This is a genomic window from Klebsiella sp. RCJ4 (assembly GCF_009025755.1).
GTDB classification, from domain to species: Bacteria; Pseudomonadota; Gammaproteobacteria; order Enterobacterales; family Enterobacteriaceae; genus Klebsiella; species Klebsiella michiganensis.
This window is the reverse complement of sequence record NZ_WCIN01000029.1, coordinates 162,621-176,975: the sequence shown is the minus strand read 5'-3', so window position 1 is coordinate 176,975 and position 14,355 is coordinate 162,621. Positions and strand designations below refer to the sequence as shown.

At 54.6% G+C, this 14,355-nt stretch carries 13 protein-coding genes; 9 read left to right on the top strand and 4 right to left on the bottom strand.

The genetic code is table 11. The features are described from left to right. Positions 1-135: 135 nt before the first annotated feature. From F8562_RS10525 to F8562_RS10490, 8 genes are all read left to right on the top strand, one after another. Entirely contained in the window at positions 136-1,212 is a 1,077-nt protein-coding gene (locus F8562_RS10525; RefSeq protein WP_014838181.1) for a zinc-binding dehydrogenase, read from the top strand. Between the two features lie 26 nt (positions 1,213-1,238). Then, on the top strand, positions 1,239-2,618 hold the full coding sequence (locus F8562_RS10520; RefSeq protein WP_014228954.1) for an MFS transporter: 1,380 nt from the start codon (positions 1,239-1,241) through the stop codon (positions 2,616-2,618). Positions 2,619-2,635: 17 nt separating this feature from the next. Further along, the gene (locus tag F8562_RS10515) at positions 2,636-3,679 is read left to right on the top strand and encodes an NAD(P)-dependent alcohol dehydrogenase (RefSeq protein ID WP_014228955.1); all 1,044 of its coding nucleotides are present in this window, start codon (positions 2,636-2,638) and stop codon (positions 3,677-3,679) included. Positions 3,680-3,703: 24 nt separating this feature from the next. Beyond that, positions 3,704-4,540, top strand: coding sequence for a ketose-bisphosphate aldolase (locus F8562_RS10510; protein ID WP_014228956.1), 837 nt, complete (start codon positions 3,704-3,706; stop codon positions 4,538-4,540). A gap of 4 nt (positions 4,541-4,544) precedes the next feature. Next, the gene (locus F8562_RS10505; protein ID WP_014838183.1) at positions 4,545-5,492 is read left to right on the top strand and encodes a sugar kinase; all 948 of its coding nucleotides are present in this window, start codon (positions 4,545-4,547) and stop codon (positions 5,490-5,492) included. 9 nt (positions 5,493-5,501) lie between these two features. After that, on the top strand, positions 5,502-6,485 hold the full coding sequence (locus F8562_RS10500; RefSeq protein ID WP_014838184.1) for an aldo/keto reductase: 984 nt from the start codon (positions 5,502-5,504) through the stop codon (positions 6,483-6,485). Positions 6,486-6,618: 133 nt separating this feature from the next. Beyond that, complete coding sequence (locus tag F8562_RS10495) at positions 6,619-7,377, top strand: DeoR/GlpR family DNA-binding transcription regulator (RefSeq protein WP_014228959.1); 759 nt, start codon at positions 6,619-6,621, stop codon at positions 7,375-7,377. A gap of 141 nt (positions 7,378-7,518) precedes the next feature. Next, positions 7,519-8,877 carry an MFS transporter gene (locus tag F8562_RS10490; RefSeq protein WP_089046356.1) on the top strand — a complete coding sequence of 453 codons (1,359 nt, stop codon included), beginning with the start codon at positions 7,519-7,521 and terminating at the stop codon, positions 8,875-8,877. A 37-nt stretch (positions 8,878-8,914) separates the two neighbouring features. On the opposite strand, the gene pncA is transcribed toward F8562_RS10490, so the two are convergent. The 3 genes from pncA to sppA all read right to left on the bottom strand — a co-directional run bounded on the left by pncA (position 8,915) and on the right by sppA (position 12,531). After that, on the bottom strand, positions 8,915-9,556 hold the full coding sequence (gene pncA, locus F8562_RS10485) for a bifunctional nicotinamidase/pyrazinamidase (protein ID WP_014228961.1): 642 nt from the start codon (positions 9,554-9,556) through the stop codon (positions 8,915-8,917). Positions 9,557-9,566: 10 nt separating this feature from the next. Further along, positions 9,567-10,583 carry an asparaginase gene (ansA, locus tag F8562_RS10480; RefSeq protein WP_004850037.1) on the bottom strand — a complete coding sequence of 339 codons (1,017 nt, stop codon included), beginning with the start codon at positions 10,581-10,583 and terminating at the stop codon, positions 9,567-9,569. Positions 10,584-10,677: 94 nt separating this feature from the next. Beyond that, the gene (sppA, locus tag F8562_RS10475; RefSeq protein WP_014228962.1) at positions 10,678-12,531 is read right to left on the bottom strand and encodes a signal peptide peptidase SppA; all 1,854 of its coding nucleotides are present in this window, start codon (positions 12,529-12,531) and stop codon (positions 10,678-10,680) included. Positions 12,532-12,697: 166 nt separating this feature from the next. On the opposite strand from sppA, the gene F8562_RS10470 reads away from it, so the two are divergent. Continuing rightward, a complete protein-coding gene (locus F8562_RS10470) occupies positions 12,698-13,249 on the top strand; it encodes an NAD(P)H nitroreductase (RefSeq protein WP_014228963.1) in 552 nt (183 codons plus the stop codon). Positions 13,250-13,480: 231 nt separating this feature from the next. On the opposite strand, the gene phoC is transcribed toward F8562_RS10470, so the two are convergent. Continuing rightward, positions 13,481-14,227, bottom strand: coding sequence for an acid phosphatase PhoC (phoC, locus tag F8562_RS10465; RefSeq protein ID WP_014838185.1), 747 nt, complete (start codon positions 14,225-14,227; stop codon positions 13,481-13,483). Between the last annotated feature and the right edge of the window lie 128 nt (positions 14,228-14,355).

Here is a 14,355-nt window from a genome sequence, read left to right as displayed (position 1 = left end):
TTTTACCGTATTTGTGATCTGAGTTGTGAAATGCAGATCAATATCTGTGTTTTAAAGATTTAATATTGACCTCAAAGATTCTGTGGTTAAGTATGGCTTTCACTGATGCAAAATCATTAAACAAAGGAAAACGCAATGAAAGCACTGGCAAGATTTGGTAAGGCCTTTGGCGGCTATAAGATGATTGATGTTCCGGAGCCGGCGTGCGGACCGGATGACGTGGTGATTGAAATCAAAGCCGCCGCCATCTGCGGCGCGGATATGAAACACTACAACGTCGACAGCGGCTCCGATGAATTTAACTCCATTCGCGGTCACGAATTTGCCGGTGCAATTGTCCGGGTTGGCGAAAAGGTCAAGGACTGGAAGGTCGGCCAGCGGGTGGTTTCTGACAACAGCGGGCACGTCTGCGGCGTGTGTCCGGCCTGCGAACAGGGCGATTTTCTGTGTTGTACAGAAAAAGTGAATTTAGGCCTGGACAACAATACCTGGGGCGGCGGATTTTCGAAATACTGCCTGGTGCCGGGGGAGATCCTCAAAATTCATCGCCACGCGCTGTGGGAAATCCCGCCGGGCGTTGATTACGAAGAAGCTGCGGTGCTGGATCCTATCTGTAATGCCTATAAATCGCTCGCCCAACAATCCAGGTTTCTTCCCGGTCAGGACGTGGTGGTTTTCGGTACCGGTCCATTAGGGCTATTTGCCGTACAGATGGCGCGCATTATGGGGGCCGTTAATATCGTGATGGTCGGTCTGGAAGAGGACGTCGCGGTGCGTTTCCCTGTTGCCAAAGCGCTCGGGGCAACGGCGGTCGTCAACGGTTCATCCGAAGATGTGGTCGCTCGCTGCCAGGCAATCTGCGGCAAAGATAATCTGGGGCTGGTTATCGAATGTTCCGGCGCCAATATCGCTCTCAAACAATCCATTGAAATGCTGCGCCCCAACGGTGAAGTGGTGCGCGTAGGTATGGGCTTCAAAGCGCTGGACTTCTCCATCAACGATATCACCGCGTGGAACAAAAGCATCATCGGGCATATGGCCTATGACTCTACGTCCTGGCGCAACGCCATTCGCCTGCTCGCCAGCGGCGCTATCGAAGTCAAACCAATGATCACGCATCGCATTGGCCTGTCGCAATGGCGCGAAGGGTTTGACGCCATGGTCGATAAAACCGCCATCAAAGTCATCATGACTTACGACTTTGATGAATAACCCCGTGATAAAAGGAACGTTATCCGATGGAACAGATAGCAAAACCGCACTGCGGCGCCAGGCTGGATCGCCTGCCTGACTGCCGCTGGCACTCTTCGATGTTTGCCATGGTCGCTTTCGGATTACTGGTCTGCTGGAGTAATGCCGTTGGTGGATTAATTCTCGCGCAGTTAAAAGAGCTCGGCTGGACCGACAATTCGACTACCGCCACGTTCTCCGCCATTACCACGGCAGGTATGTTTCTTGGCGCGCTCGGCGGCGGCATCATTGGCGATAAAATTGGGCGTAAAAACGCGTTTATTTTGTATGAAGCGATTCATATTATCGCCATGGTCATCGGGGCGTTTTCCCCGAATATGAGCTTCCTTATTGCCTGTCGTTTTGTCATGGGCGTGGGATTAGGCGCGCTGCTGGTGACCTTATTTGCCGGTTTCACCGAATATATGCCCGGCAGAAATCGCGGAACATGGTCCAGTCGGGTCTCGTTTATCGGTAACTGGTCTTATCCGCTCTGTTCGCTGATCGCGATGGTATTAACGCCGCTAATCAGCGCGGAATGGAACTGGCGCGTGCAGCTGTTGATCCCGGCCGCGTTGTCGCTGATTGCTACCGTGATTGCCTGGCGCAGTTTCCCTGAGTCCCCCCGCTGGCTGGAGTCTCGCGGGCGCTATGCGGAAGCTGAGGAGATAATGCGGGCCATTGAAGGGCGGGTGGCTCGGCAGACGGGCAAGTCGCTGCCGCCGGTAGTTATCGATGATGACGGCAAACCGCCGCGCGCCGTTCCTTATTCGGCCTTATTAACGGGGGCATTGCTGAAACGGGTTATTTTAGGCTCCTTCGTGCTGATAGCCATGAACGTCGTCCAGTACACCTTAATTAACTGGCTACCGACGATATTTATGACCCAGGGTATTAATCTGAAAGACTCTATTGTCTTAAATACCATGAGTATGTTCGGCGCGCCGTTCGGGATTTTTATCGCCATGCTGGTGATGGATAAAATTCCCAGAAAGACGATGGGTGTAGGTCTGTTAGTGTTAATTGCCGCGCTGGGATATATCTATTCGCTGCAAACCAGCATGCTGCTGATTACGTTAATTGGCTTCTTCCTGATTACGTTTGTCTATATGTACGTCTGTTACGCCTCGGCGGTTTATGTTCCGGAAATATGGCCGACTGAAGCGAAGCTTCGCGGGTCGGGTCTCGCGAACGCGGTGGGGCGAATCAGCGGTATCGCCGCGCCTTATGCGGTGGCGGTACTGCTTAACGGCTATGGCGTAACCGGGGTGTTTGTGCTGCTGGGGGCCGTCTCCATTATTGTCGCTATCGCTATTGCAACCATCGGAATTGAAACTAAAGGCGTCTCTGTCGAAAGTCTCGGTATTGATGCAGTTACCAGCAAATAATATTGACGGGCAATAAAATGAAAAATTCAAAAGCGATATTAAAAACACCGGGCACGATGAAAATTATCGCTGCCGATATCCCGGTACCCAAAGAACATGAAGTGCTGATCAAAATTGAATACGTCGGAATTTGTGGTTCAGATGTCCACGGTTTTGAGTCGGGGCCCTTTATTCCGCCGAAAGACCCTAATCAGGAAATTGGTCTGGGACACGAATGCGCCGGTACGGTGGTGGCCGTAGGCAAAAGCGTGAGCAAATTTAAGCCGGGCGACCGGGTGAATATTGAACCCGGCGTGCCGTGCGGCCACTGTCGCTACTGCCTGGAGGGAAAATACAATATCTGTCCCGACGTCGACTTTATGGCCACGCAGCCAAATTATCGCGGTGCGCTAACCCACTATCTATGCCATCCGGAGAGCTTCACTTACAAACTGCCCGATAACATGGACACCCTTGAAGGCGCTTTGGTGGAGCCTGCGGCGGTTGGCATGCATGCCGCAATGCTGGCGAACGTCAAGCCGGGCAAGAAAATCGTCATACTTGGCGCAGGCTGTATTGGCTTAATGACCCTGCAGGCATGCCTTTGCCTGGGGGCAACCGACATCGCGGTGGTTGATGTGCTGGAAAAACGCCTTGCCATGGCCGAACAGCTCGGAGCCAAAGTCGTTATCAACGGCGCGAAAGAGGACACCGTTGGGCGCTGCCAGCAGTTCTCCGGCGATATGGGGGCCGATGTTGTTTTTGAAACGGCCGGGTCGGCCATCACCGTTAAGCAGGCTCCTTACCTGGTGATGCGCGGAGGAAAAATCATGATCGTCGGTACGGTTCCCGGTGATTCAGCCATCAATTTCCTCAAAATTAACCGTGAGGTCTCGATTCAGACCGTCTTCCGCTATGCCAACCGCTATCCGGTCACCATAGAAGCGATCTCCTCCGGGCGTTTCGATGTGAAATCGATGGTGACGCATATTTATGATTTTGAGGATGTTCAGCGCGCGTTTGATGAATCCGTTAATAACAAACGCGAGATTATTAAAGGCGTTATTAAAGTTAACCATTAATGTATTGCAAAGGGAGAAACAACCATGCTGGCAGATATTAAATATTGGGAAAGCGATGCTCAGAATAAACATTATGCGATTGCCCACTTTAACGTGTGGAATGCGGAAATGCTGATGGGAGTTATTGATGCAGCGGAAGAGGCTAAGTCGCCGGTGATTATCTCTTTCGGTACCGGATTTGTGGGCAATACCTCGTTTGAAGATTTTTCGCATATGATGGTTTCGATGGCCAAAAAGGCGTCGGTTCCGGTGATTGCTCACTGGGACCACGGGCGCAGCATGGAGATAATCCACAACGCCTGGGTCCACGGCATGAATTCGCTGATGCGCGACGCTTCAGCCTTTGATTTTGAAGAGAACATTCGCCTGACCAAAGAGGCGGTGGATTTCTTCCATCCGCTGGGTATTCCGGTTGAGGCGGAGCTGGGGCATGTGGGGAATGAAACGGTCTACGAAGAAGCGCTGGCGGACTATCACTATACCGACCCGGATCAGGCGGCGGAGTTCGTCGAGCGTACCGGCTGCGATTCGCTGGCGGTGGCGATTGGCAACCAGCACGGCGTCTATACCTCAGAACCGAAATTGAATTTTGATGTAGTGAAACGTGTGCGCGAGGCGGTATCCGTTCCGCTGGTGCTACACGGCGCGTCCGGCATTAGCGACGCGGATATTAAGCAGGCCATATCGTTAGGTATTTCGAAGATTAACATCCATACCGAACTGTGCCAGGCGGCGATGGCGGCGGTACAGGAGAACCACAATCAGCCGTTCCTGCACGTAGAACGTGAAGTTCGCAAAGCGGTGAAAGCGCGCGCGCTGGAGAAGATCAAACTGTTTGGTTCTGACGGGAAAGCGGAATGACAATATGGATAATATCGAGGTTATTTGTCTGGGTGCGGCTATCGTAGATATTCCTCTGCAGCCGGTGAGTAAAAATATCTTTGATGTCGACTCTTATCCGTTAGAACGCATCGCCATGACCACCGGGGGAGATGCCATTAATGAGGCCACTATTATTTCCCGACTCGGTCACCGAACAGCATTAATTAGCCGGATAGGGAACGACGCTGCAGGACATTTTATTCTTGAACACTGCCGCCGGGAGAATATTGATATCCATAGCCTGAAGCAGGATAGCGAAATCGATACCTCAATCAACGTGGGCTTAGTCACCGCCGATGGCGAGCGTACTTTTGTGACTAACCGCAACGGGAGCCTGTGGAAGCTGAATATTAACGATGTTGATTTTGACCGCTTCTCTCAGGCAACGCTGCTGTCGCTGGCGAGCATTTTTAATAGCCCGCTGCTCGACGGCAAAGCGTTAACGGAGATCTTCATTCAGGCCAAAGCGCATGGGTTAATTATTTGCGCCGATATGATTAAGCCGCGGCTTAACGAAACCCTTGAGGATATTCGTGAGGCGCTGAGCTACGTCGATTATCTGTTTCCCAATTTTGCCGAGGCAAAACTGCTCACCGGCGAAGAGACGCTGGATGAGATTGCCGACTGTTTCCTGAGCTGCGGTGTAAAAACGGTCGTCATCAAGACCGGCAAGAGAGGCTGCTTTATTAAGCGTGCCGATATGAAAATGGAGGTTCCGGCGGTTTCTGGCATTACCGCCATCGACACCATTGGCGCGGGGGACAATTTTGCCTCGGGATTTATCTCCGCGCTGCTGGAAGGCAAACCGCTGCGCGACTGCGCGCTGTTTGCTAACGCAACGGCCGCGATCTCGGTGCTTAGCGTAGGCGCCACCACGGGCGTGAAGAACAGAAAGCTGGTTGAACAACTTCTCGACGAATACGAAGGGTAATAGCAGCAGATGAAAATGATTCCTTTAGGCAGTACGGATATGACGCTTTCCCGCATGGGATTAGGCACATGGGCCATTGGCGGTGGCCCGGCATGGAACGGCGATCTCGACCTGCAGATATGTATCGATACCATAGTTGAGGCGCATCGCTGTGGGATCAATCTGATTGATACCGCGCCGGGCTACAACTTTGGCAACAGCGAAGTGATTGTCGGCCAGGCGCTTAAACAGCTGCCGCGCCGTGAAGTCGTCGTCGAAACCAAATGCGGTATCGTCTGGGAGCGGACGGGTAGCCTGTTTAACAAGGTCGGAGATCGCCAGCTGTACAAAAACCTGACGCCCGAGTCGATTCGCGAAGAGGTGGAGGCCAGCCTGCAAAGGCTGGGTATCGACACCATTGATATCTATATGACCCACTGGCAGTCGGTGGAGCCCTGCTTTACGCCAATTGCGGAGACCGTCGCCACGCTGAACGCGCTAAAGAAAGAGGGCAAGATTCGCGCCATCGGCGCGGCGAACGTCGATGTCGGGCATATCAGGGAGTACCTCAAACACGGCGAGCTGGATATCGTGCAGGCCAAGTACAGCATTCTTGACCGGGCGCTGGAAGCCGAGCTGCTGCCGCTCTGTCAGCAGAACGGTATTGTGGTGCAGGTCTACTCGCCGCTTGAACAGGGGCTACTGACCGGCACTATCGGCCGTGATTATGTTGCCGGCGGCGCGCGTGCTAATAAGGTCTGGTTCCAGCGGGAAAATATGCTGCGCGTGATTGATATGCTTGAGCAGTGGCAGCCGCTGTGCGAAAAATACCGCTGCACCATCCCCGCGCTGGCGCTGGCGTGGATTTTAAAGCAAAGCGATTTAATCACCTTACTCAGCGGCGCCACGGCGCCCGAACAGGTGCGTGAAAATATTGCCGCGCTGACCATCGCTTTGACGGATGATGATTCATTATTGATGAGACGAATGGCGGAAGCGGTGGAGACAAAATAAGAGCGGCATCATTGACCTCTGTTTCTGTGTAAAAGAATATTGGAATCTGCTATTCGGACATGTTATTTTGAAAACAAACATATCCTGGCAGAGGCCAGGGGGTTATTACTTTGCGGGAAACAGAGGTGTTATCGTGGCGGCAAAAGACAGGATTCAGGCCATTAAGCAAATGGTGACTAACGATAAGAAAGTGGCGGTTTCTAATTTAAGCGCAATTTTTCAGGTCACTGAGGAAACTATACGCCGCGATCTGGAAAAGCTCGAAGATGAAGGTTTTTTGACCCGAACGTACGGCGGTGCGGTATTAAATACCAGTGCTTTATCCGACAATATTCATTTTTATAAACGGGCAAAGTCTCATTTTGAAGAGAAGCAAATTATTGCCCGTAATGCCTTGCCGTTTATTAAAAATAAAACCACCATGGCTGCCGATTCCAGCAGTACGGCGATGGAGTTATTAAAGCTGCTAAAGGAGAGAAACGATCTCACGCTGTTAACCAACTCGGCGGAAGCATTTCATGAGCTGGCGCAGTCGGAAATAAATGTTGTTTCGACCGGCGGAGAACTGAATAAGAACACGCTGTCGCTGCAGGGGCGGATCACCAAGGAAATTATCAGTCGTTATCATGTAGATATTATGGTAATGAGCTGCAAAGGCCTCGATATGCAGAGCGGGGCGCTTGACTCTAACGAAGCGGAAGCGGAAATCAAGAAAACCATGATTCGCCAGGCAGCAGAAGTAGCTCTGCTGGTCGATCACTCCAAATTCGATCGTAAAGCGTTCGTCCAGCTGGTGGATTTTAGCCATATTAATTACCTTATCACTAATAAGGCGCCCGGTGCACAGTGGATTGCTTTCTGTAAAGAAAATAATATTCAACTGGTTTATTAACTTCGCCGTTGGTGGTGTCGATATTGTTTTCGTTTGCACCTGGGTAATGCCATAAAAATTTAATGATGACGGACAGCGCGGCAAAAGTGACCCTGCCGCCAACGCCATACTCTATAATTTAGCTGAATTTGAGGCATCCAGATGGAACAATGTGACCCTATCGGCGCAAGATTAGACCGCTTACCCTTGTCGCGATTTCATTTTCGTATTTTTGGCATTATTAGTTTTAGTTTATTAATCACCGGTTTCCTAAGCTATTCCGGTAACGTGGTGCTGGCAAAATTAGTCAGCAACGGCTGGTCAAATAATTATCTCAATGCGGCATTTACCTCGGCGCTGATGTTTGGCTACTTTATCGGCTCGCTGACCGGCGGTTTTATGGGGGACTATCTCGGACGGCGCAAAGCTTTTCGCGTCAATTTACTGATCGTCGGGATCTCTGCCTGTGCGGCAACCTTTGTGCCCAATATGTACTGGCTTATCTTATTCCGCTGTCTGATGGGCTGCGGGATGGGCGCGCTGATTATGGTGGGCTATGCCTCATTTACCGAATTTATTCCGCCCGCGGTGCGCGGCAAATGGTCCGCCCGACTGTCGTTTGTCGGCAACTGGTCGCCCATGCTGTCGGCGGCCATCGGCGTTGTAGTGATTGCTTTTTTAAGCTGGCGGATGATGTTTCTGCTCGGCGGTGCGGCTATGCTGTTGGCCTGGTATCTGTCGGGGATGTATTTTATTGAATCCCCCCGCTGGCTGGCCGGCAAGGGGCAACGACACGCGGCTGAAGAACACCTCCGGCAGGTGGAGTCGCAAATCGAGAAAGAGAAAAACATCACATTGCCGTCCTGGCAGAATACTGCCCCGGTGGCGGAGCCGTGCGCGGAAAGCGGCTCTTTCTGGCTGCTCTTTAAAGGTCAGATGCTGCGGCGAACGCTGGTGGCGATCACGGTACTGATCGCCATGAACATTTCGCTCTATACCATCACGGTGTGGATCCCAACGATTTTCGTCAATTCGGGGATCGACGTGACGAAATCTATCTTGATGACCGCGATAATGATGGTTGGGGCGCCGGTGGGGATATTTATCGCCGCGCTGATTATCGACCGTTTTCCGCGGCGATTATTTGGCTCATTTCTACTGATAATTATTGCGGTGCTCGGCTACTTCTATTCGATTCAAACCGCAGAGTGGGCCATCTTAAGCTATGGTCTGGTGATGATATTTTTCCTGTATATGTACGTCTGCTTTGCTTCAGCGGTATATGTGCCGGAGCTGTGGCCAACGCATCTCCGTCTGCGCGGTTCAGGTTTTGTTAACGCGGTAGGCAGAATTGTCGCCGTATTTACCCCTTACGGCGTCGCTATCCTGCTGACCCGCTACGGCGCGATTACCGTATTTATGGTTCTTGGTTTATTGCTGGCGCTTTGCGCGCTGATTCTGTTTTGTTTTGGCATCGAAACGCGCAACGCGTCGCTGGAAGAGATTTCCGCTCTGGCCTGAGATAACGCGCCGACAGGACAATGCCTGTCGGCGTATTTTATGCGTGGGTTTCCAGCCAGTCGTCAAGGGTATAGAGAGTTGCGCCCGCGGCGGCCATCTCCATAAACGCCAGATTGCTATCCTGCGGCTGAATATTCACCCCGCGGCAGCCGTCGGTAATCACGTTGACGGTGTAGCCCAGATTGAGGGCGTCAAGCACGGTAAACTTGACGCAGTAGTCGGTGGCGAGCCCCAGCACCGTTAGCTCGCTGATGCCGCGCTCGCGCAGCCACGCATCGAGCTGCGTTTTCTGCCGGTGGCCGTTGTCGAAAAAGGCGCTGTAGCTGTCAATGGCCGGATTTTCCCCTTTGTGGAACACGGCGGCAATATCCTGCTGTTTGAGCAGCGGATGCAGCGCCGCGCCTTCGCTATTCTGCACGCAGTGATCCGGCCAGAACGTCTGCGCCAGGCCATCAAGCTCGCCCTGGGTATAGGGTTCGACCTGATGCTGACTGGCAAAGCTGCCGTGGTTCGCCGGGTGCCAGTCCTGGCTGGCAACTACCGTTTCGCCCCGCGCCAGGCTCCAGGCGATAAGCTGGTTGGCGACGTCCACCGTGCTGTCGCCCTGCGGGACGGCTAGCGCGCCGCCGGCGCAGAAATCATTTTGTAAATCGACCAGTAGCAGCGCGCGCTGGGTCATGTGCTTCTCCTTACTCATCGGGTGTCAGTTCGCCGCGCAGATTCTCCTGCATGGCGTGACGGATAGCCGCCACGTCCAGATCCTGGCTCAGCAAATAGTGTAGCTTGGTCAGCGTGGCCTCGACGGTCATATCAAATCCGCTAATCACGCCAGCCTGCGCCAGCGCGTTGCCGGTGGCGTAGCCGCCCATGTTGACCTTGCCGGACATACACTGGGTCAAATTAATCACCACGATACCGCGCTGGCTGGCTTCGGCCAGGACCTGAATAAACTCGCCGTTCTGCGGCGCGTTACCGACGCCATAGGAGCGCAGGATCAGCGCTTTGACCGGCTGGCGCAGGAAGTTGCGCACCACGTCGGCGGAAATGCCGGGATAAATCGTCACCACGCCAATCGGCTGCGGCGTGATAGGGTGAACCACCAGCTCGCCGCTGCCGTGCGGCGCGGGAGGCGTGCCGAGCCGGCGAATATGGATGCCGGCTTCCAGCAGCGGCGCCAGGTTGGGCGAGGCGAAGGCGTTAAAGCCGTCGGCATGGGCCTTCGTCGTGCGGTTGCCGCGGTAGAGGCGATTATTGAAGAACAGCGACACTTCGTTAATCGGATAGTTGGCGGCGACGTACAGCGCGTTGAGCAGGTTAATCTGGCCATCAGAGCGCAGTTCGGCAAGCGGGATTTGTGACCCTGTCACAATGACCGGTTTTCCCAGATTCTCCAGCATGAAGGAGAGCGCCGAGGCGGTAAACGCCATGGTGTCCGTGCCGTGGAGGATCACGAAACCATCGTACTGGTCATAATGGTCGCGAATATCGTCGGCGATATGCTGCCAGTCTTCCGGCGTCATATCGGAAGAGTCCATTAACGGGGCGTATTCATGAATGGTGAAGTCCGGCATCTCCGGGCGGTGAAACTCGGGCATCAACGCCAGCTGGCGCTGTAAATGGCCGGAAACGGGGATATAGCCGTGTTCAGAACGCTGCATACCAATGGTGCCGCCGGTATAGGCAACGTAAATAGATTTCTTCTGCATAGCATCGCTTAGGTTAAACGTAGACAGGCGCAGTATAGAGGGGCGGAAGAAAAAATAAAGTAAATGCCGCCCCATGAGATGGGGCGGCAGAGGATTAACGAATATTGGCGCAGGTTAAGCAGAACGCGTAGCGGTTCTGCGGATCGTTGAATGCCGCCAGCTTATCGCTCTCGGTTTTCACCGCATTGGCCGCCGCGGCGACCGGTGCGGGCAGATACGCCTGGACCGCTGCCGGCAGCGCCGCGCGAACGGAACCCGTCAGGCTATCCACCACCATCGAAAAGAAGGTCGGTTCTTCCTGATAGTAGTTGATATGCCACTGTTTCAGCTTCGCCAGTTCGGCGGCTTTTGCCACCGCGTCGTCAAAGTCGCCAAGGCTATCGACCAGGCCGTTCGCTTTTGCATCTTCACCGGTCCAGACGTGGCCCTGAGCGATTTGGTCAATTTTCTCCGGCGTGCTCTTACGCGCGTTCGCCACCAGGGTGATAAAACGCTTGTAGCCGTTTTCGATGCTGAGCTGCATCAGCTGTTGCACTTCCGGAGGCAGCGCTTTGGTGGTTGAGACATCAGCCAGCGGCGAGGTGGCCACGCCGTCGGTATGGACGCCAATTGAGCCGAGGGTATCTTCGACGGTATTGATCACCCCAAAGATACCGATAGAGCCGGTAAGGGTGCTGGGGTTGGCGACGATATAATCCGCCGGGGTGGAGATCCAGTAGCCGCCGGAGGCTGCCATGCCGCCCATTGAGACCACCACCGGTTTACCGGCCGCTTTTGCCGCCGCCAGCTCTTCGCGAATCATCTCGGAGGCGCTGACGCTGCCGCCCGGGCTGTTAACCCGCAGCACGATCGCTTTCACTTTCGGATCGAGGCGCGCGTCGCGGATCTGCGCGGCGGTGGTGTCGCCGCCGACGTTACCCGGCGTTTCTTCGCCATCCATAATCGCGCCGTTAGCAAAGATAACCGCTATTGCGGAACCCTGGTCGGCAGGCGTTTTCAGCGTGTAATCGTAGTAGCTGATCGCGCTGTAGTTGTTGTCCTCTTTACTCCAGCCAAACTGTTTAGTCAGCGCTTTTTCCACCTCGGTAGAGGTGCCCAGCGCATCAACCAGCTTGTTATCCAGCGCGTATTTTGCCGTGTCGCCATCGACTTTACGCAGGCCGTCAATCACGCCCTGAGCGCCGGGGAACAGCTGCTGAGCGGTGATCTGGCGGTTGGCGGCAATGGTATTGAGGTAGTTTTGCCACAGCTCGCCAATCCAGCGGCTGTCCGCCTCGCGCGCCGCCGGGGACATATCATCGCGGATAAACGGCTCTACCGCTGACTTATAGGTGCCGACGCGGAAAACGTGGGTCGACACTTTGAGCTTGTCGAGCAGCGATTTGTAGTACAGGCCGTTGGTCGCGAAGCCGTGCAGGTCCACTTCGCCCTGCGGCGAGAGCCAGATCTTATTGGCGAAGCTGGCCAGATAGTACTGGCCCTGGCTGTAGCTGCTGCCGATGGCATATACCGGCTTGCCGCTATCGCGGAATTCGCGCAGCGCTTTACCGATATACTGCATCGACGGCTGATCGCCGCCGGCAAAGTCCTTCAGATCCAGCACGATACCGGTGATATTGCGGTCGTCTTTCGCCTGGCGAATTGTCTGCACAATGTCGAACAGCGAGTTTTCCTGCAGGCGATCGGAACTGGCGCCAAACAGCTGGCGGCCAATCACGCCAAGCTTGCTGCTGGCCGAGGGTTTATCGACCACCACGCCGGTGATATCCAGCAGCAGCGCGCCGCGGGTAGCGTGCTCTGTCGTTGTACTACTGAACTGGGCCCAGATGCCGACGCAGGCCAGCACCAGCACCAGGAAAACCACGTTCAGTGCGAGCTGGCGAATGAAATTTAGCACGCGCCATGTCCATTTAAAAAATCCGGCGAGCAGTCGCCAAAGAGTTCGCATGTATTCTCCCTAACCATAATCAAAAATGGGCGAGCCGCAGGGGCTGCCGCGTCTGGCTATCCTAATGAGAGTGCCGTCGGTTGTCAGCAGGAATCACCCGTTGGGCTGTAACAAAATCCTTGCGCATGTTAATTTTATGAAAAATCACATCACAGGAGTTATACAGATGGATGCTCTCGAACTACTGGTTAATCGCCGCAGCGCTTCACGTCTGACCGACCCGGCTCCGGCGGGCGAACAGCTGGAAAACATCCTTCGCGCTGGCCTGCGCGCGCCGGACCACGGGACGCTGCAGCCGTGGCGCTTCTTCATTATTGTCGATGAAGGGCGCGAGCGCTTCAGCCAGCTGCTGGAAAAAGGCGCGGTGGCGGCAGGGGGAGATGAAAAAGCGATTGAAAAAGCGCGCAGCGCGCCGTTTCGCGCGCCGCTGATCATTGCGGTGGTGGCGCGCTGTGAAGATCATCCGAAGGTGCCAAAGTGGGAGCAAGAGATGTCGGCGGGCTGTGCGGTGATGGCCATGCAGATGGCGGCCGTGGCGCAGGGGTTTAACGGCATCTGGCGCAGCGGCGCGTTAACCGAAAGCCCGGTTGTACGCGAAGGGTTTGCCTGCCGCGAGCAGGATAAGATCGTGGGCTTTCTCTATCTGGGGACCCCGCAGCTCAAAGCGTCAACCACCATCGCTTTGCCGGATACCGCACCGTTCGTGACGCGCTTCTGAGTCCGTTCTCGTTATGCCGGGCGGGCCCGGCTCACCGGCTCCTCCGGGGGAGTAGCCCGGCTAAGGGCAGTGCGAGCCGGGTGGAAGCAGTGCCAGTCTATCAGACTTGACACCTTTCCCGGAGGCGGTGCTGGCGCACCTGTCCGGGCTATCAAACCGCGGACGGCTGGGAACCCGTAGCCCGGAAAAAGCGCGTCAAGCGCCGCCTCCGGGCATTCAACGGCGACGATGTTACTTCTGTTGTTTCGCGAATTCGTCTTTCGCTTTCTGAAGCTGCTGCTGGAAGGCCGGATTGGTATGCAGCGTGGCGACGACCGCCGAACCGACGATACGCGCCGCGTCTACGTCGCTCTGCCAGTGATAGCCGCAGATCACCCGGCTCTCGCCGAGCTCAAAGCCGCGCTTAAGGATTTCATTTTGCCGCTGGGGATTAATCTCAGCCAGCACCAGCGCGGTGGCCCAGCCGATAGAGGTGTGGCCGGAGGGGTAGGAGCCGTTTTTCGACAGCGTATCCTGTTCCTTGGTGTTACAGGTGGCGACGCCATAAAACGCAAATGGGCGAATGCGCATGTACTTCTCCTTCGCTCCTCGCGTCGCCAGGTCGCCGGCATCTTCAATCATGTTGGTGAGCAGCTTGTGCAGCTCCGGCGCATCTTTGGCGGTAATGGGCGAGCCGAAGGCGCCGGAGAAGGCGTTGGCGACGCCGCCGCCGCTCAGGTTGGCGTCTTCAACCGCCAGCTTACCGCGCTCGGTGCCGCGCAGCAGACGGCCTTTCTCATACATTGCCTGATCGTTTAAAAACGCGATACTGCCCACTTCCGGCGGCGGCGGTAGCAGCGCGAGGCTGTCGATAGCCTGGGCGTTGGTCAGGTAGTAGAGATCGGGTTTTGTGGTGACGTCGTTACCGGCGGGAACCAGGGCGAAAGCGTTAAGCGAGAAGAGACTGGCCAGGCAAACGGCGAGAACACGCTTTTTCATGAAAACTTCCTTACGTTGTTATATGTCCAGAGAAAACAGAATTTATGCTTGTCATATTTCTGTCATTTTTTAGTAAAGGGTAAAATCACGCTGAAAAAGCGGGACCGCATCGCAAAATCGGTTTTTTG

Coding starts and splice junctions, on each gene's coding strand:
- F8562_RS10505 (WP_014838183.1), top strand. CDS start 4,545: ATGGATAATATCGAGGTTATTTGTCTGGGTGCGGCTATCGTAGATATT.
- sppA (WP_014228962.1), bottom strand. CDS start 12,531: ATGCGAACTCTTTGGCGACTGCTCGCCGGATTTTTTAAATGGACATGG.
- F8562_RS10520 (WP_014228954.1), top strand. CDS start 1,239: ATGGAACAGATAGCAAAACCGCACTGCGGCGCCAGGCTGGATCGCCTG.
- F8562_RS10525 (WP_014838181.1), top strand. CDS start 136: ATGAAAGCACTGGCAAGATTTGGTAAGGCCTTTGGCGGCTATAAGATG.
- F8562_RS10510 (WP_014228956.1), top strand. CDS start 3,704: ATGCTGGCAGATATTAAATATTGGGAAAGCGATGCTCAGAATAAACAT.
- F8562_RS10515 (WP_014228955.1), top strand. CDS start 2,636: ATGAAAAATTCAAAAGCGATATTAAAAACACCGGGCACGATGAAAATT.
- F8562_RS10500 (WP_014838184.1), top strand. CDS start 5,502: ATGAAAATGATTCCTTTAGGCAGTACGGATATGACGCTTTCCCGCATG.
- ansA (WP_004850037.1), bottom strand. CDS start 10,583: ATGCAGAAGAAATCTATTTACGTTGCCTATACCGGCGGCACCATTGGT.
- phoC (WP_014838185.1), bottom strand. CDS start 14,227: ATGAAAAAGCGTGTTCTCGCCGTTTGCCTGGCCAGTCTCTTCTCGCTT.
- F8562_RS10470 (WP_014228963.1), top strand. CDS start 12,698: ATGGATGCTCTCGAACTACTGGTTAATCGCCGCAGCGCTTCACGTCTG.
- pncA (WP_014228961.1), bottom strand. CDS start 9,556: ATGACCCAGCGCGCGCTGCTACTGGTCGATTTACAAAATGATTTCTGC.
- F8562_RS10490 (WP_089046356.1), top strand. CDS start 7,519: ATGGAACAATGTGACCCTATCGGCGCAAGATTAGACCGCTTACCCTTG.